The sequence below is a fragment of the Enterococcus raffinosus genome (assembly GCF_018917525.1).
Taxonomy (GTDB): domain Bacteria; phylum Bacillota; class Bacilli; order Lactobacillales; family Enterococcaceae; genus Enterococcus_A; species Enterococcus_A raffinosus_A.
On record NZ_JAHLOS010000002.1, the window covers coordinates 14,584 to 32,293 of the forward strand.

Annotated in this window: 15 protein-coding genes; 8 read left to right on the forward strand and 7 right to left on the reverse strand. The window is 42.1% G+C overall.

The genetic code is table 11. The features are described from left to right. Positions 1–61 precede the first annotated feature (61 nt). The 3 genes from KQI58_RS01785 to KQI58_RS01795 form a co-directional block, all read right to left on the reverse strand. The gene (locus tag KQI58_RS01785; protein WP_216405960.1) at positions 62–901 is read right to left on the reverse strand and encodes a sugar ABC transporter permease; all 840 of its coding nucleotides are present in this window, start codon (positions 899–901) and stop codon (positions 62–64) included. Further along, positions 901–2,262 (reverse strand): carbohydrate ABC transporter permease, encoded by a 1,362-nt coding sequence (locus KQI58_RS01790; protein WP_216405962.1) that lies wholly within the window; start codon positions 2,260–2,262, stop codon positions 901–903. The genes KQI58_RS01785 and KQI58_RS01790 overlap by 1 nt, the downstream gene beginning before the upstream one ends. Positions 2,263–2,358: 96 nt before the next feature. Next, positions 2,359–3,615, reverse strand: a complete 1,257-nt coding sequence (locus KQI58_RS01795; RefSeq protein WP_067621626.1) for an extracellular solute-binding protein — start codon at positions 3,613–3,615, stop codon at positions 2,359–2,361. A 306-nt stretch (positions 3,616–3,921) separates the two neighbouring features. Here KQI58_RS01795 and KQI58_RS01800 point away from each other — a divergent pair, with 306 nt between their 5' ends. Genes KQI58_RS01800 through KQI58_RS01815 form a run of 4 tightly spaced genes read left to right on the forward strand, consistent with a single transcriptional unit; the run spans position 3,922 to position 10,086 of the window. Then, a complete protein-coding gene (locus KQI58_RS01800) occupies positions 3,922–5,025 on the forward strand; it encodes an ABC transporter ATP-binding protein (RefSeq protein WP_216405964.1) in 1,104 nt (367 codons plus the stop codon). 14 nt (positions 5,026–5,039) lie between these two features. Next, on the forward strand, positions 5,040–6,806 hold the full coding sequence (locus tag KQI58_RS01805; protein WP_067621630.1) for a glycoside hydrolase family 13 protein: 1,767 nt from the start codon (positions 5,040–5,042) through the stop codon (positions 6,804–6,806). Between the two features lie 29 nt (positions 6,807–6,835). Continuing rightward, complete coding sequence (locus KQI58_RS01810; RefSeq protein ID WP_216405966.1) at positions 6,836–8,467, forward strand: glycoside hydrolase family 13 protein; 1,632 nt, start codon at positions 6,836–6,838, stop codon at positions 8,465–8,467. Then, on the forward strand, positions 8,464–10,086 hold the full coding sequence (locus KQI58_RS01815; protein WP_216405968.1) for a glycoside hydrolase family 13 protein: 1,623 nt from the start codon (positions 8,464–8,466) through the stop codon (positions 10,084–10,086). The genes KQI58_RS01810 and KQI58_RS01815 overlap by 4 nt, the downstream gene beginning before the upstream one ends. A 25-nt stretch (positions 10,087–10,111) precedes the next feature. On the opposite strand, the gene KQI58_RS01820 is transcribed toward KQI58_RS01815, so the two are convergent. Next, complete coding sequence (locus KQI58_RS01820) at positions 10,112–10,768, reverse strand: deoxynucleoside kinase (RefSeq protein ID WP_067621634.1); 657 nt, start codon at positions 10,766–10,768, stop codon at positions 10,112–10,114. Positions 10,769–11,147: 379 nt separating this feature from the next. Between KQI58_RS01820 and mvk the strand changes: the two genes are divergently transcribed. Genes mvk through fni form a run of 4 tightly spaced genes read left to right on the forward strand, consistent with a single transcriptional unit; the run spans position 11,148 to position 15,192 of the window. Further along, positions 11,148–12,089 (forward strand): mevalonate kinase, encoded by a 942-nt coding sequence (gene mvk, locus KQI58_RS01825; RefSeq protein ID WP_216405970.1) that lies wholly within the window; start codon positions 11,148–11,150, stop codon positions 12,087–12,089. Beyond that, complete coding sequence (mvaD, locus tag KQI58_RS01830) at positions 12,082–13,074, forward strand: diphosphomevalonate decarboxylase (RefSeq protein WP_216405972.1); 993 nt, start codon at positions 12,082–12,084, stop codon at positions 13,072–13,074. The genes mvk and mvaD overlap by 8 nt, the downstream gene beginning before the upstream one ends. Then, a complete protein-coding gene (locus KQI58_RS01835; RefSeq protein WP_216405974.1) occupies positions 13,071–14,159 on the forward strand; it encodes a phosphomevalonate kinase in 1,089 nt (362 codons plus the stop codon). Before mvaD ends, KQI58_RS01835 begins: the two co-directional genes overlap by 4 nt. Beyond that, positions 14,149–15,192, forward strand: coding sequence for a type 2 isopentenyl-diphosphate Delta-isomerase (fni, locus tag KQI58_RS01840; RefSeq protein ID WP_216405976.1), 1,044 nt, complete (start codon positions 14,149–14,151; stop codon positions 15,190–15,192). Before KQI58_RS01835 ends, fni begins: the two co-directional genes overlap by 11 nt. A gap of 24 nt (positions 15,193–15,216) precedes the next feature. Here fni and KQI58_RS01845 read toward each other — a convergent pair whose 3' ends face one another. The 3 genes from KQI58_RS01845 to KQI58_RS01855 all read right to left on the reverse strand — a co-directional run bounded on the left by KQI58_RS01845 (position 15,217) and on the right by KQI58_RS01855 (position 17,656). Continuing rightward, positions 15,217–15,858, reverse strand: a complete 642-nt coding sequence (locus tag KQI58_RS01845) for a FadR/GntR family transcriptional regulator (protein WP_216405978.1) — start codon at positions 15,856–15,858, stop codon at positions 15,217–15,219. Then, positions 15,800–16,996 (reverse strand): MFS transporter, encoded by a 1,197-nt coding sequence (locus KQI58_RS01850; protein WP_216405980.1) that lies wholly within the window; start codon positions 16,994–16,996, stop codon positions 15,800–15,802. Before KQI58_RS01850 ends, KQI58_RS01845 begins: the two co-directional genes overlap by 59 nt. Positions 16,997–17,182: 186 nt before the next feature. After that, on the reverse strand, positions 17,183–17,656 hold the full coding sequence (locus KQI58_RS01855) for a hypothetical protein (RefSeq protein ID WP_216405982.1): 474 nt from the start codon (positions 17,654–17,656) through the stop codon (positions 17,183–17,185). Between the last annotated feature and the right edge of the window lie 54 nt (positions 17,657–17,710).

Consider the following 17,710-nt stretch of genomic DNA (forward strand, 5'->3'; position numbering starts at 1 on the left):
TGCCCTAGTAAAACAAAAACAGGAACGAATTCATGTCGCTCCTGCTTCTAACAACTTAAGATTAGCCTTTCACACCACCAGCAGTGATTCCTTCTACATAATACTTTTGCATCACCATAAACAACAACGTAATCGGGATCGCAATAATTACACACCCCGCTGTAAAAGGCATAAACCAGTGATTAATTTTATCTGGCTGCAGCATCGTGAATAATCCGATCGCTACGGTATATTTCTGTTTTTGCTGTCCCAGAATCACTTGGGCAAAAATGAAATCCATCCACGGAATCATAAACGTCATTAAGGCCGTGTAAACAATGATCGGCTTCGACAACGGCAGCGTGATTTTAAGGAAAATATCTTTTTTCGTGGCACCATCGATCATCGCCGATTCATCCAGCGAATACGGGATCGTATCGAAAAAGCCTTTGGCTATATAAAAACCTAACGCGGCTCCCGCGGAATAGACAATGATCAGTGCCACCAGCGTCCCATCAAGCTCCATCGCTTTGAGAATATAATACACAGCGATCATGCTCATGAAGGCCGGGAACATATTCAAAACCAATGCTAATTTCAAGAAACGATTGCGAAACCTAAACTTGATCCGAGAAACAGAATACGCGATGGCTACCGTGATGAAGGTTGAAATGAGACACGTAGCGATTGCGACAATCAGCGTATTCATAAACCAGCGGGCAAAGGGATACGAACTATTGGTGAATAACATTTTGTAATTCTCAAACGTGAAGGTTTTCGGAATAATGTAATTGACCGACATGGCCCCTTCCCCACGAAAGCTGGTTAGGACAACCCATAAAATTGGAAATAGCCAAATCACTGAAAGAATGATCAGCAAGACATAGACAAACGTTAAGGTACGGCGTTTTTGCTTTTTCATTATTGCAGACCTCCTTCATAAGATTTCGAGCGTGTGTAGGCCAATAAGCTAAAGACCGCACTCAACACAAAAATAATGATTCCGATAACACTAGCCAAATTATAATCGCTAGCGATGACCGTCAGCTTATAGAGCCAAGTAACCAGTAAATCGGTATCGCCTGCTTGATACAGGGCAGAGTTGTTCGGCTTGCCCTCTGTTAATAGATAGATCACATTAAAATTATTGATATTTCCAATAAATTGCTGGATCAAATTTGGTGTCATAATCAACAAGATTTGCGGAAACGTAATCGAACGAAAAATTTGGAATTTATTCGCACCATCAATCTCAGCCGCTTCAATTTGCTCAGTCGGCAGGTTCATAATGATCCCTGTCGCAATCAACATCGTTACCGGAATCCCGACCCACATATTGACAAAAATAATTGAAAATTTGGCCCAAGTACCATCACTTAGAAATGGCAACGCATTTGAAATCAAGCCCCACCTCTCTAGCAGCGCATTCACTGGTCCCCAATCGGCTAATAAATTACGCATAATCAGCAAAGAGACAAATTGCGGTACCGCCATCGTAATGACGAAAATTGTCCGAAAGATCTTTTTTCCGCGTAAGCCTTTGGTGTTGATCAATAAGGCCAACAAAATCCCAAAGAAGAAATTGGTTGCTGTCGCTGCCACGGCCCAGATCAGTGTCCAAGACAGCAGCGGCATAAACGTCTCTGCCATTCGTCCCGTCAAAATATTTCTAAAATTCGCGAATCCGACCCAGTCAAATAAATGTCCAGGCGGCAAGTGATTATGATCGTAATTGGTAAAAGCCAAAGCGATCATATAAATCAAAGGTAAAATCGTAAACAACAGTACACCGATCAATGGTATGACCATCAGCGTCATATGGAATCGCCCATTAGTCAGTGTCTTCATATCCTCCCTAAAGCTCGGAATCTTCTTATGTTCCTTGTTCAAGACGAATAATTTACGATTACTCTTTAAGCTGCACCAATAGATATAGAAAAATATTCCACAAAAAATAATAGCTGCTAATCCATAAATCATCAATAACATGGAATTGTCGCCTTCAACAGAAACCTTCATCTTTATTCCATCAATCGTCTGCCACTGCATTCCTTGCGTTTTCGTTCCTAAAGTTATCAAGCCAATAATTCCAGGAACAATCTGATACATACAGGCGATAATAAAGATAATTTCAGCGAATAAAAATAGAATTCCTTTGAAGAACTGCTTATTTAGCAGATTACTGAATCCCATAATCACAAACGACAGCTTTGTTTTGAGATCACCTTCTTTGAACACTTGTTTCATCGAAAATTCTTCGCCGTAAGTCCCGGCTTTTTCCATCGACAAAACCTCCCTTTTTTGAATTAAGTGGGTCAACGATACAAAAAGATTTCGGAGCAAAAAAATGATTTCTTTTGCCCCGACATCTACTAAATCTTACTTATCACCAGAGATATCCTTCACTAACTGATCCAGCTTCGCTTGGTATTGATCTGGCTTGATTTTTCCATTATAAGTATCGCTTAAAACAGCAGCCGAGGCTGTCCAGAAATTCGTCATTTCAGGAATCTTCGGCATAACGACGGAGTAATCCGAACCACTCATGGTAACGACCGCATTCGCTAATTCATCATTCGTCACATAATCGGCTTCTTGAATCGTTGTGTTCGACGGAATAATGTTTCTTGTTTCATCTTTAAATTGTGCTTCTTGCACGGCTTCGCTAGATAAATAAGAAGCAAGCTTATAATCTGCAGCGATTTTCTTCGAATCGCCATCAGCTGGTGCTTGGTTTACTGCATACAGCTTCACACCCAAAAAGGCTTTTTGTTGAACCTCATTGCCACCGATAGTCATTTTTGGATAAACTGCAATCCCTAAATTATCTTCTCCAACTGCTTCGATGGCTTTTTCTTTATCCCAAGGACCAGATTCGAAGGCTGCAATCTTCTCATTCTCAAATTGTGAAATATAATCGTCCCCGACATTTACAAAGCCAGAATTATCTTTCTGATCAGCAATCCATTGTAAGACTGAAACCCCAGCAGGATTGTTCCAATCCGTGCCTTTCACATCTTCTCCAGTATCACCGAACAGCTTGTCACCGACTGACATAAATAATGGTCCGATTTTATAAGCATCGACAGCCTTCAAATTCGCACCAAATGTCGCGTTTTTAGTGATGTTCTCATAAGAGCTGACTTGGTCTTCACTTAACATTTTTTTGTTATAATACAGAACTTGCGATTCAATACCGTATGGGAACGCATACACTTTATCTTTGTAAGTCGCGCCAACCAATGCCGTTTCTGATTGATCTGACTTGATCTCATCTGCATATTTTTCGGGAATCTCCTGAATGACTCCTGAATCAACCAATTGTCCTAATTGATCATGAGGGAGCGCAAAAACATCTGCGGCGGAGGAAGGATCCTTTTTCACATTTTCCTGTGCTTTCGCATCTTCTGTTTCAACGACCTTCACATTGATATCTGGATTTTCCTTCTCGAAAGCCTCTAAAACTTTTGTGTAGAATTTTTTTGAATCCGTGGTAATCCATAACGTGACATCTGTTTTATCAGATGAGCCGGATGCTTTCTTATCGTCAGAGCCTGACCCGCATGCCGCCAATGTTAAGGCTGCTGCTCCTAACATCACCCCTGATAATAAATACTTTTTCAAATTGCTCTTCATTCTGCTTCCTCCTGCATAAATTGAATTTTTGCTACAAAACACATTATGCAACCGATTGCGCTAAATTGCAAGAGGAAGCGCTTAAATTATTTTATTTTTTTAAATTAAACTATACAAAATGATAAATCATTTCTCATTTTCTCTATATGAAAAGAGCGAAAAACCAATAATAAAGGCTTCCTATAACAAAATACTTACCAAAAGAAACAATCCAATTATTAAAGATATAAATATATTTATTGCAACCGATTGCGCAATATGTGATAATTACACCACAATAATCTATGAGTAAAAGGGAGTATCAATATGGTCGAACTGAATCTGAAGCACATAAACAAAAAGTATCCCAACAACAATAGCTATTCCGTGAAAGATTTTAATCTCAAAATTGAAAATCGTGAATTCATTGTCTTCGTCGGTCCTTCCGGCTGTGGAAAATCCACTACGTTAAGAATGATCGCCGGCCTAGAAGATATTACTGAAGGTGACTTTGAAATTGATGGCATTCGAATGAACGATACGCCACCAAAGGATCGCGATATCGCCATGGTTTTTCAAAACTATGCCTTATATCCTCATATGACGGTTTTCGAAAACATGGCCTTTGGATTGAAATTACGCAAATATCCGAAAGAAGAGATCAAAAAACGTGTAGAGAATGCCGCGGAAATTTTAGGTCTAACAGAACTATTGGATCGAAAACCAGCCGATATGTCAGGTGGACAACGGCAACGGGTCGCGATGGGACGAGCAATCGTTCGTGATGCGAAGGTCTTTTTGATGGACGAACCTTTATCAAATTTGGATGCAAAGCTACGGGTTCAAATGCGAGCAGAAATTGCTAAAATTCATCAAAACCTTGGCTCTACCACAATTTACGTGACTCACGATCAAACTGAAGCCATGACGCTGGCAGATCGTATCGTAATTATGAATCAAGGAGTGATTCAGCAGGTCGGCTCACCGCAAGAATTGTACAATAGACCCGCAAATAAATTTGTCGCTGGCTTCATGGGTAGCCCAGCCATGAACTTCTTTGAGGTCACTTTCAAAAACGGTCGCATCTCAAATCATAAAGGCCTAGACTTGCCTTTACCAGAAGGACAGGCGAAAATCTTGGCGGCACAGGGCTATGAAGGAAAAACTTTGACTTTCGGAATACGTCCAGAAGATATCACCGCTGAAGAGGTTGCTTTAGAAGCCTATGAAAATTCGGTGGTTTCAGCCACGGTGGTTGTCAGTGAACTGCTTGGATATGAATCCATGCTGTATTCAACGATTGGTGATACAGAATTTATTTCTAAAGTAGATGCACGAGATTTCCACAATCCGGGTGAACAAATTGAATTAGCCTTTAATTTAAACAAAGCTCGCTTTTTCGATAATGACACTGAAAAAGCAATCGAATAACTACGGAGGTTTTTATGAACACAGCAGCAATCTACCATCGCACCGAAAGCGAATATGCCTATCTATACACCAATGAACTGATGCACGTGCGGCTGCGTACAGCGCGTGCAGACTGCAAAAGCGTTTCATTAGTCCATGGGGATCCCTATGAATTAGACAAAAAACGTTGGTACCACCAGCCGACAGTCATGCGAAAAACCCTGTCCACGGATCTGTATGATTATTGGGAGGTTGATATTACCGCCCCTCATCGTCGGTTAAGCTACGGTTTTATCGTCACAGGCTATGACGAAACAACGGTTTTCTTCACTGAACACGGTGTTTTTCCAGTTGAGGAAACCTACCTACTGATGGCAAATAATTATTTCCGAATGCCCTTTTTTCATGAAGTCGATCGCTTCAAAGCGCCGCAATGGGTAAAGGAAACCGTTTGGTATCAAATCTTTCCCGAACGCTTTGCCAACGGAGACCCTTCCAACGATCCAGAGGATGTGCTTTCTTGGGACAGTAAAGAATATCCGGGGCGAAAGGATTTTTACGGCGGTGATTTGCAGGGTGTCATTGATCATTTAGATTATTTAAGTGAGTTGGGAATCAACGGGATTTATTTTTGCCCGATCTTTACGGCACCCACCAATCACAAATACGACACCACGGATTACTTAGAGATTGATCCTGCCTTCGGCGATAAAGAACTCTTCCGCAAACTCGTTGAGGAATGCCATCGTCGGGGGATTCGAATCATGTTGGACGCGGTGTTCAACCATATGGGCGACACCTCTCCCCAATGGCGCGATGTCCTCGAAAAAGGCGAAAACTCTCGTTTCAAGGATTGGTTCCATATTCATTCTTTTCCGGTTCACTACACAAAAACTGACGATTTTGAATTCGCTGAAAATATGAATTATGATACGTTCGCCTTTACGCCCCACATGCCAAAGCTGAACACCGCTAACAAAGAAGTTCAGGACTACATTTTGACCATCGCAAAATATTGGATTCAAGAGTTCGATATTGACGCGTGGCGCTTGGATGTCGCCAATGAAGTCGATCATCAACTATGGAAAAAATTTGCCGCAGCCTGCCACGAACTAAAAGACGATTTTTACCTACTGGGAGAAGTCTGGCACAGCTCTCAGCCTTGGCTACAGGGAGATGAATTTACCGCAGTAATGAATTATGCCTTTACCGAATCGATCACGAACTATTTCTTGGAAAGAAAGATTCCGTTAGATAAATTAGTCAGCAATCTAAATGAACAACTGACACTTTATCGTAAGCAAACCAACCAAATGATGCTGAATACGATCGATAGCCATGATACTCCACGTATACTGACCTTAGCTGGCGGCAACAAGGACTTGATGAGACAGGTTTTAGCCTTTCTTTATTTGCAGCAGGGAATCCCTTGTCTTTATTACGGCGATGAAGTCGGTTTGGATGGCGGCGCAGACCCCGGATGTCGAAAATGTATGATTTGGGAACCGGAAAAACAAGATTTACAGCTTTTTGCGTTTGTAAAACAATTGATTGCGTTTCGCCAGGAAAATCAATTCACACTCTGTGAAGGATCACTTGAATGGCAGAAGGTCGATACAAACACGGGAGCATTAATTTTTTCACGGGATATTCCTGATGAAAGCATCATGGGAATCTTTAATACAGGGAATCAAGCTATTTTCGAGAATTCCTCAGGTGAAACTCTGCTGCTTCATTTAGCGAATGTTAAAGAAGACGGCATTGTCATTGAGCCGAATGGCTTTGTAATTTTGAAGAACTAGAAAAAGTTTTTTTATTAGGAGGGAACTATATGCGTCATTGGTGGCAAGAAGTCGTCGTTTATCAAATTTATCCACGCAGCTTTCAAGACACGAACGGAGATGGCATTGGAGATTTGGCTGGGATCATTTCGCGGCTCGATTATTTACAGAAGCTGGGGATCGGAGCGATTTGGCTAAGTCCCGTTTATCAGAGCCCCAACGACGATAACGGCTACGATATTTCAGACTACCAAGCAATCATGCAGGAATTTGGGACGATGGCGGAAATGGAGCAGCTGATCCAAGCAGCCAAAGAACGCGAGATTCGAATTGTTTTAGATCTAGTCGTCAATCATACCAGCGATGAACACAACTGGTTTATTGAAGCCCGAAAAGCAAAAGACAATCCTTATCGTGATTTCTATATTTGGCGTGATCCAGTCAACAGCAGTTATCCAAATGACTTAAGAAGTATTTTCAGTGGACCAGCTTGGCAATACGACGAGACAACGCAGCAATACTATTTTCATCTTTTCAGCCAAAAACAACCAGAACTGAATTGGGCGAATCCTGCCGTTCGCCAAGCTGTCTACGATATGATGAATTTTTGGATCGATAAAGGGATCGGCGGCTTTCGCATGGACGTGATTGACCTGATCGGAAAAGTTCCTGATGAAAAAATCACCAGCAATGGTCCCAATCTGCATGACTATTTGCAGGAAATGAATCAGGCGACCTTTGGCGGAAAAGATTTACTGACGGTCGGGGAAACCTGGGGCGCAACCCCTGAGATTGCTAAGCTCTATTCTGATCCTGCTCGTGAGGAGCTGTCGATGGTTTTCCAATTCGAACACATCGGTTTAGATGAGGTCGCCGGCCAATCCAAATGGGTCAGCCGCCCCTTACAGATTAAGGAATTGAAGGACGTCTTTACAAAATGGCAGACCGAATTAGGCGATCAAGGTTGGAATTCACTTTTTTGGAACAATCATGACCTGCCTCGTATTGTGTCACGTTGGGGAAATGATACGCATTACCATGAAAAGTCAGCGAAGTTGTTAGCCATTTTGCTCCATTGTATGAAAGGCACGCCTTACATTTACCAAGGAGAAGAAATCGGCATGACCAATCATATCGTCACGGACATCACAGAGGTCGAGGATATCGAAAGTCGGAATATGTATGCCGAACAGCTCGCTGCCGGGAAATCCAAAGAAACACTTTTAGCCGCGATCAATCAAAAAGGACGAGATAACGGACGAACACCGATGCAATGGGACGCTTCCCCTAACGCTGGCTTTACAGCAGACACCCCATGGCTCGCAGTCACACCGAATTATTCCAAGATCAATGTGATGCAGGCTCTACGTGATCCTCACTCCATTTTCTATACTTACCAAAAATTGATCCGGCTGCGAAAAGAGCAGCCGATCATGGTATGGGGCGATTACAAATTATTAACCGAGACGGCCGATAATATTTTCAGCTATCTTCGCATCTACGAAGACAAGCGCTGGCTGATTGTCACGAACTTTTCAAATGATCCTCATTCGTTCACTTATCCGAAAGGAGTGTTAGGAAAGGTGATTATTTCAAATTTAGCGACTGATATCCCTCGCAAACCGACCATTAGCTTAGAGCCGTGGGATGCCTTTGTGGTAGAACTAGGAGAAGAAACATGAGCAAATGGTGGAAAAACGCTGTAGGATACCAAATTTACCCCCGCAGCTTCATGGATAGCAACGATGACGGTATCGGCGATCTGAAAGGTATTCAGGAAAAGCTTCCCTATCTAAAGGAGCTAGGGATCGATTTTATTTGGCTCAATCCTATTTATCAAAGCCCCAATGTCGACAATGGCTATGATATTTCGGACTATCAGGCCATTAATCCTGAGTTCGGCACCCTCGAAGACCTGAAGGAACTGCTTATTGCCGCACATAAATTGGGGATACGCCTCATCATGGACCTAGTAGTCAATCACACTAGCGATCAGCATCCTTGGTTCATAGAATCAAAAAAAAGTAAGGACAATCCCTATCGCGACTATTATTTATGGGCCGATGCGACGCCAGAGAAAATGCCGAATAATTGGCAAAGTTTTTTCGGTGGCTCAACCTGGACCTATGACGCGAATACAAAACAAGCTTATTTTCATGTCTTCGCTAAAGAACAGCCTGATCTAAACTGGAAAAATCCAGCGATGCGGGAAGAAATTTACCAAATGATTCGCTGGTGGCTGGACTTTGGGATTGATGGATTTCGTTTAGACGCTATCAGCCATATTCAAAAAGAACCTTGGGACTTCAAGATTACGGATAACCCTTGGGCGCCCTTCATGAATGTTGCCGGAATCGAAACGTATATGGCCGAATTGCGGGATATCTTCCGCAGCTACGACATCATGACTGTTGGCGAAGCAAGCGGGGTGAATAGTAAGACCGCTCCCTTTTGGACCAATGAAGAGAGCGGATATATCGATATGATCTTCGAACTAGAGCATCAGGTACGAACCGGCGAACCCGGCTTTGAATTAGGAGATTTAATGGGCTTTAAAAAGGTCATGTCACGTTGGCAAAAAGACATGCAGCCCATGGGATGGAATGCCTTGTATACCGATAATCATGATAATCCCCGCAGCAATTCTACCTTTGGAAATGAAACCCGTGAATCAGCAACCGCACTAGCTACTGCTTACATGCTGTTGAGAGGAACACCCTTTATTTATCAAGGACAGGAATTAGGAATGACCAACTTCCCCTTCGAATCAATCGAAGAAGTCAATGCGGCCGATTCTTTAGCAGCCTATCACGCTTGGCTGGAAAAAGGATTATCTCCTGAAGAAGCTCTACGTCTGACTACTCATTGGACCCGTGATCATTCACGAACGCCGATGCACTGGACTGACTTTGGTGGTTTTTCAACGAACCTGCCTTGGATGAAGATTAACCCTAACACGGACAAAATCAATGTTGCCCTTCAACAGGCAGACCCCTTCTCGCCGTTCAATTATTATAAGAAATTGATCACACTGAGAAGATCATTTCCCGTGTTCATCGATGGAAGCTATCACATCGAATTAGCAAAACATCCAAAGGTCTGGGCCTATACCCGTAAGCTGAAATCAGAAGAAGCCTATATCATTACCAATTTGAGCGATCAGCCGCAAACTGTTACCCTGCCAAATCGCTGGGTGAACGCACCAGTCACGATCTTATTGGCGAATTATCAAGATCCGTCATGGGGAAAAACAACGACATTACGACCTTTTGAAGCGATGGTAGTAAAAAAAGATGCTTAACCAATTAAGATTAAGCATCTTTTCATTATTCGACTACTGCGCCTTGGACTTCTAAAATCTTCTCATCGATCAAACGAATGACTTCATCACGTGCAGCGGCATCATCAACAAAGTTCAAACGATCCCCATCGATTTGGATCTTAGGACTTTCATTGTAGTCCTCATACCATTGATCATAACGACTGTTTAATTCTTTATAATAATCATACAAGGTTGGATCAAACTCCAGTTGTTCATATTCCCGTCCACGTTTTTGAATCCGTTCCATCATTGTCTCGAATGAAACACGGATGTGCACCAATAAATCTGGATGCTTCTTGTGAGCGGCATAAGGCAATTCCTGCATCATGTTCGCCAATAATTCATCGTAGACCTTCACTTCTGTCTCTGTTGCCCGACCAAGATCAGCATTTAAATGGAATAATAAAGAATCCTCATAGATTGAACGATCTAGGACATTATTGTCATCCTGCATCGCTTTTTTGATACTATCAAACCGTTTATTTAAAAAATAAATCTGTAATAAAAAAGCATATTGCTCTGGATCAGCATAAAACAGCGGCAATACCTCATTATCATCAATTGATTCATAAAAAGCCTGACTGCCTAGATGCTCTGATAACATCGCGGTCAAACTTGATTTCCCTGCTCCAATGGTTCCTGCTAATACGATCACGCTCATAAACCTCCAACTCGCTTCATACAAAATATAGTAACAATTTCTCAACTTTTCTAATATACCCCCAATATCTTGTATCGTCAATCAAAATACCCGCCCAATAAATCACTTTTTTCTTCTAAAGAATGTTTAAAAAATCGCTGATTTTCAAAAACTTTTCAGTCGTTTCGTTTACTTGTCCGTCTTCTCTGAGTAAAATGGAAAGAGACTAAAATAGATAATTACTATTAAGTAAGGATTCTATTCACAATTTTAGTAAAAGATAAAAAGAAAACAAATTGTTTTACTATAAGAATGGTTCATTTAAAATAAATATTAACAAGATTATTTTATTTTTTCTCATGGGAAAGAATGATTCTAAAACGAAATAGGGGTTTTTTTAATGAAATCGATTGGCACGGGTTATGCCAGCGGGAAAATCATCTTAATGGGGGAACATTCGGTTGTCTACGGAGAACCGGCAATCGCCTTTCCTTTTTCGGGAACAGGTATCCAAGCAACGATCCGCGCGAATAATTTAGAATCATGGATCGAATCTAGCTTTTTTCACGGGCCGCTTTCAGAAGCCCCAAATACCATGCGCAACGTGACTGTTTTACTATGGTATTTAGTGAAGCATTTCAAAATTCCAGAACCATTTTATTTAAAAATCAAAAGCTCGATCCCGGCAGAGCGTGGAATGGGCTCTAGCGCTGCGGTTGCAGTTGCTATTACACGTGCCGTTTTTGACTGGATGGAAGAACCAGCTACGCAGGACAAGGTATTGCATTTTGTCAATCAAGCCGAAGCGGTTGCTCACGGTAATCCTAGCGGTATTGATGCGACAACCATCAGTGGTACTGAACCGATCCTCTATCAAAAAGGCATCGGCTTCCAGCCTTTCCAGCTAAATATGGATGCTTTTTTAGTCGTCGCCGATACGGGTGTAAAGGGGCAGACACGTAAAGCAGTCAAAGACATTGCCAAATTAATGGAGCTGCGTCCTTATGAAACCAACAAGCAAATGCGCACGCTAGGTAAATTAACCAGTCAAGCGCAAAAGGCCATTTTACAAAACCGACCACAGATTTTAGGTGACTGTATGAATCAGGCACAGGGGTTATTACGATTACTCGGCACTAGCAATCGTCACTTAGATCACTTGATCGAAACAGCTTTAGAAAATCATGCACTCGGGGCAAAATTAACGGGTGGTGGACGTGGCGGCTGCATGATCGCTCTGGCAGAAAATGAGACTAGCGGACGTCAGCTGCAGCAAATTCTATTGGATGCCGGCGCGCGAAATACATGGATCGAAGGGTTAGGTGTGTACGCACATGTTTAGTGGTAAAGCTCAAGCTTATACGAATATTGCCTTGATTAAATATTGGGGCAAGGAAAATCAAGAACTGATCATCCCAATGAACAACAGTTTATCGCTGACATTGGATGCTTTTTATACAGAAACACACGTTACCTTTTCAGAAGAGATCACAGAAGATCAATTCTATTTAGACAATCAACTACAAGATTCGAAAGCGACCTTAAAAGTGAGTCGCTTTCTTAATGTCATCCGTGATAAGGCTAATTGTTCGCTGCGAGCGATCGTTAAAAGTCAAAACTTCGTACCGACTGCAGCAGGTCTTGCTTCTTCTGCTAGCGGATTGGCCGCTTTAGCGGGTGCCGCAAGTGCCGCCCTAGATTTAACGCTCTCTTCTGAAGAGTTGTCTCGTCTCGCACGGCGCGGATCGGGTTCAGCTTGCCGCAGCATTTACGGTGGTTTTGCGGAATGGCAAAAAGGCGATTCTGATGAAAGCTCTTATGCCGTCAACATTCCTAGCTATGGCTTTGAAGATGACTTAAGTATGATATTTGTCGTCGTCAATGATGCTCAAAAAGATGTTTCAAGTCGCGATGGCATGCAGCGCACGGTGGAAACTTCTGCTTTTTATGATGGCTGGCTGCAAACAGTACCAACAGATTTAGCTAAGGCGAAGCAAGCAATCGCTGAAAAAGATTTCACTGCTTTAGGCGAAGTAACCGAAGCCAGTGCATTGAAAATGCACGGTACCACTTTAGCGGCGACTCCGCCGTTTACTTATTGGTCAGCGGAAAGTATGAAGGTGATGAACCTCGTCCGTCAAATTAGAAGCCGCGGATTGCCTTGCTACTTCACGATGGATGCTGGTCCAAATGTAAAGATCTTAGTAGAACGTAAAAACGAAGAAGCGTTACTACGCGCATTAAAGGATCAAATGGACAGCCAACAACTTGTTGTCGCCCACGCTGGTCCTGCAATTGAAATTTTGACAGAGGAGGAAGCGGAATGATCGAAGTAACAGCACCAGGGAAATTATACATCGCCGGTGAGTACGCGGTGGTCGAACCGGGACACCCGGCAATTATCGCAGCGATCGATCAATTCATTTCCGTTTCGATCGGTCCTGCTAAAAAAAGCGGAAGTATTCAATCTGCTCAATATAGTGATATGCCGATTCGTTGGACACGACGCAAAAATGAATTGGTTTTAGATATCCGTGACAATCCCTTCCATTATATTTTGGCGGCGATCCATTTCACTGAAAAGTTCGCACAAGAAAAAGGTAAAAAACTAGCCTTCTTTGATTTGAAAGTAACCAGTGAATTAGATAACTCCAACGGTCGTAAATATGGTTTAGGTTCTAGCGGTGCTGTAACGGTCGCAACAGTTAAAGCTTTGAATGCTTTTTATGATTTGCAGCTTTCACAGCTGGAATTATTCAAATTGGCAACTTTAGCCCATTTAAATGTTCAAGGAAACGGCTCCTGCGGCGACATTGCGGCAAGCTGTTATGGCGGCTGGCTGGCCTTTTCTACTTTTGATCACGATTGGGTACTAAACAAATTAGAATCTGAAAAACTAACTACATTAATTGAAAGTGAATGGCCTAGTCTGAAAATCGAACCGCTAGAAGTACCAGAGGATTTACGCTTATTGATTGGTTGGACTGGTAGTCCCGCTTCGACTTCCGATTTAGTCGACCAGGTTCATCAATCTCGGGACGAGAAGAAAACTTCCTATGAAAACTTTCTTCAAGAAAGTAAAAAATGTGTTGATCAAATGATTCAAGGCTTCAAACAAAATGATGTGACTTTGATTCAAAAAATGATCCGTAAAAACCGTAGTCTATTAAATCAACTGACCAGCCTTAGCAATGTTTCGATTGAAACTGAAGAATTAAAACGATTGAATGATCTGGCAGAAAAATATGGCGGTGCGGCAAAATCATCTGGTGCAGGTGGCGGCGACTGCGGGATCGTGATCGTTGATAAGCGCGCAGGTATTCTTCCTTTGATGAGTTCTTGGGAAAAGGCCGGCATCACCCCACTCCCTTTACACGTCTATCATTTCACGGAGGGCTACCATGAATCGTAAAGATGAACATGTTTCCTTGGCGCGAGCCTTCCATCAAAAACCAAAAGAAAATGATTTTGATGCTGTTCGCATGGTTCACTCCTCTCTAGTCACGACACGACCAGAAGAAATTGATTTGAGTACCGAGATTCTTGGTTTGCAGCTCAGTGCGCCCTTTTATATCAATGCGATGACCGGCGGCAGCGAGAAAACTAAAAAGATCAATCATGATTTAGCGCTTATCGCTCGTGAGACAAATTTAATGATGGCTACCGGCTCTGTCAGTGCGGCACTAAAAGATCCTAATGTGGCAGACTCTTACAGTGTGGTTCGTGAAGTAAATCCTGACGGTTTGATTTTAGGCAATATGGGGGCGGGCAGAACGAGTGAAGATGCAAAAAAAATCGTTGACCTGCTTCAGGCTGACGGCATGCAGATTCATGTAAATGTACCGCAAGAACTCGTCATGCCTGAAGGTGATCGTGATTTTCATGAGTGGGCGCAAAACATTCAGCAAACAATTCAGAAATTAGACGTTCCAGTGATCGTGAAGGAAGTTGGCTTCGGGATGAATAGAGAAACCATTCAGCAACTCCAGACACTTGGTGTAAAAGCTGTAGATGTTTCAGGGCGTGGTGGTACGAGCTTCTCGCAAATTGAAAATGCTCGTCGCAAAAAACGCGAGTTGAGCTATTTAGATGACTGGGGACAATCAACAGTGATCTCCTTACTAGAAGCCCAAGAATTTGATCCTTTGACCATTCTTGCTTCTGGCGGGATTCGCGATGCTTATGATATTTTCAAAGCTCTCTGTTTAGGCGCAAAAGCCGTCGGTATCTCCGCTACGATTCTAGATCATCTGATCAGCAGCGGTATTGAGGCCACGATTGAAATGATCGAAGACTGGAAAACCCAACTTAAGCGTTTGTATCTAATGACTAACAAAAAAAAGACCGCGGACTTAATCCATAATTCTGTCATTATTGGCGGGGCACCAAAAGAATGGTGCCAAGCTCGTGGCATTAATTATAAAAAATTGGCAATACGCAGCTAATGCACCACTAATAAGAGGATGGGATCATTCGATCTCATCCTCTTCGTCTGTAAAGATATTTTTTTGAACCAGCGCTTGGGCCTCTTTCGCCTGCCCTTCTAGCAAGGTCCGATAAAGCTGATTATGAATACTAGTATTGTCCTGATAGTCTTCCATTCGTAAAACCTGTTGGCTTAAATGACGTTTGAGCGCTGGCAGCAGCTCATTGTACCACTTGATCAAGAAAGGATTGTCGCTCATTGCTACAATTTGCTGATGAAACGAAAGATCTGCTTCGATATACTCCGAGAACTTTCCCGCCTCCAGCAGCTGATTTCGTTGAAACAAGCTCTCTTTTAAACGGAGCATCTCTTCGTCCGTTTGATTCCTAGTAGCTAGGACAACGGCCTGACTCTCGATCATCGAACGAGCTTGCAAAAGGGACTTTGTTGAAAATTCTCCGATATTACCATTTTTGACAAAGGTACCAGAACCCTGCTTCACTTCTAAAACATTGCTATAAACCAATATTTTAACAGCCTCGCGCAAGGTTGAACGTCCGACTCCGACCGTTTCAGCTAGCTCTTTTTCAATTGGAAGTTTATCTCCGATTTTTAACTCATTTTGCTTAATGTACTTCTCTAGCTGTTGAATCGTCTCGTTCACCAGATTGCGATTTTTCGTCATTTTCATAGCCTCTTCCTTGAATTGTCAGCAGTAAAATCCCGCTACTCAAAATAATCATACCATATAAAAAGACATTGAAGGTTTGAAAAATATCTACGAAAATCCCTAAAAGAATCGGGATCGCACCACCAACAATATAGCCAAAAGATTGTACCATTCCGGTCCACAAGCTAGCTTCCAATGGATCCTCACTCGCCTGCAGTGGCAACAGCATCGCGATCGGAAAGTAACCGCCCAAACCGAAACCAATCATAAGAATGCCGGCGATCCATAAGAAAAAGGTATTAGTGAATAAACAACTCACACCCATTAGTATCAAACAGCCGCAAAACAATATCCATCTTCTAGCGCTTCCCCAATGATCCATTAAAACAGGAATAACAAAGCTGAAAATCATTTGTATGATGACAAATAAAGTTAAATAGTAGCTTGCTTCCCCGCGCGCAATGCCCTTTTGAACAAGCAGCTCCACCAGCCAGGTACTTACACCATAAAACATCCCCGATTGAAGTCCAAAAAATAAAACCATTTTCCACGCTTGGATTTTCTTTAAAGGAAAACCATTCGAAACATTAGCCGCTGCGGATTGGCTCACCTTCTTTTCCATAGTAAAAGACCAAACGATCCCAGCGATAACCGCTAAAATACTCCAACTACCTAAAGCAAACGACCATGAAACCCTAGCTAATGAAAGGCTAAAATTTGAAGCCACCGCCGAACCAACACCCATACTGATGGAATAGATACCAATCAACAGCCCTGTTTGCTGCGGGAAATATTCCTTAATCAAGCCTGACAATAAAGGTCCGATGATGGCGATGGAAAACCCGATCACGATTGCCGAAAGGATTAAACTCCAATAATTTGTGAAAACAATCCGACTGGCCATTCCAATTGCTAGTAAGAGCAAGCAAAATAAAATACTACGGTCGCGACCAAAGCGTTGCTGCATTCGCTTCACACCAAAAGCCATGACACCCATGCAAAGTACTGGGATACTCGTTAACAGGCTAACCTGAAAATTATTCAGCTGTAAAGCCCGCTTAATCAAGCCGATTAACGGCGGAATCGAAGAAATACCCAATCGCAGATTCAACGCGACGATAAATACGACAAAAATCATCTTTCTATTTTTCATAAAAACCTCCCTTAAATTTATCTGATGTATTTAAAATTCATCATACCATTTAGAAAGAATGTCTACAAGCTAATGCGGATAATTCTTTTATCGAGTGATTTTCTAATTGATCGTAACTTCTCGCTGGTTCCAAAAAAAGATTTCAAGTCCAGTATTGGACTTGAAATCTTTTAATTTATCATTCTATTATTTTCCAAAAAGACGTTGCAGCCAATTTTTCTTTTCGCCGATCCGAATATTGCCGCTGATCTTTTTGGCATCTAACATTGATTGGAAGAAGATATTGTCCTGTAATAATAATTGATTAATAACCTGTAAACGTCGAAAATGCTTTTTCTTGTTCTCATCAAAAATCAACTCTTCAGGGATCGTTCCCTGAGTCTCGAGCCGAGCATAGTCTCTTTGGATCATTTTCATTAATTCATATTGCCGCGTGAGCAACTGATTGATTTGTTTAATTTCAGGAAGCGCCACAGACTTTTCCGAATCCGAAGGTGTGAATCTCTTTAGTGCAGCGACATAATCCTGCATGTCTAACATAAAAATATGGTTTGACTTACTTGTCATTAAATTTTTTTCATTCACTAAATAATCAATCAACATACCTAATCGCGCAGTTGATTCAGCCAGCTCATTTATCTCTCGTTTCAGTTTCTCCATGGCCTTCGAATCCTTCCTCTTATCCTAATTCTAGTCTATCGTTTTTCACAGACT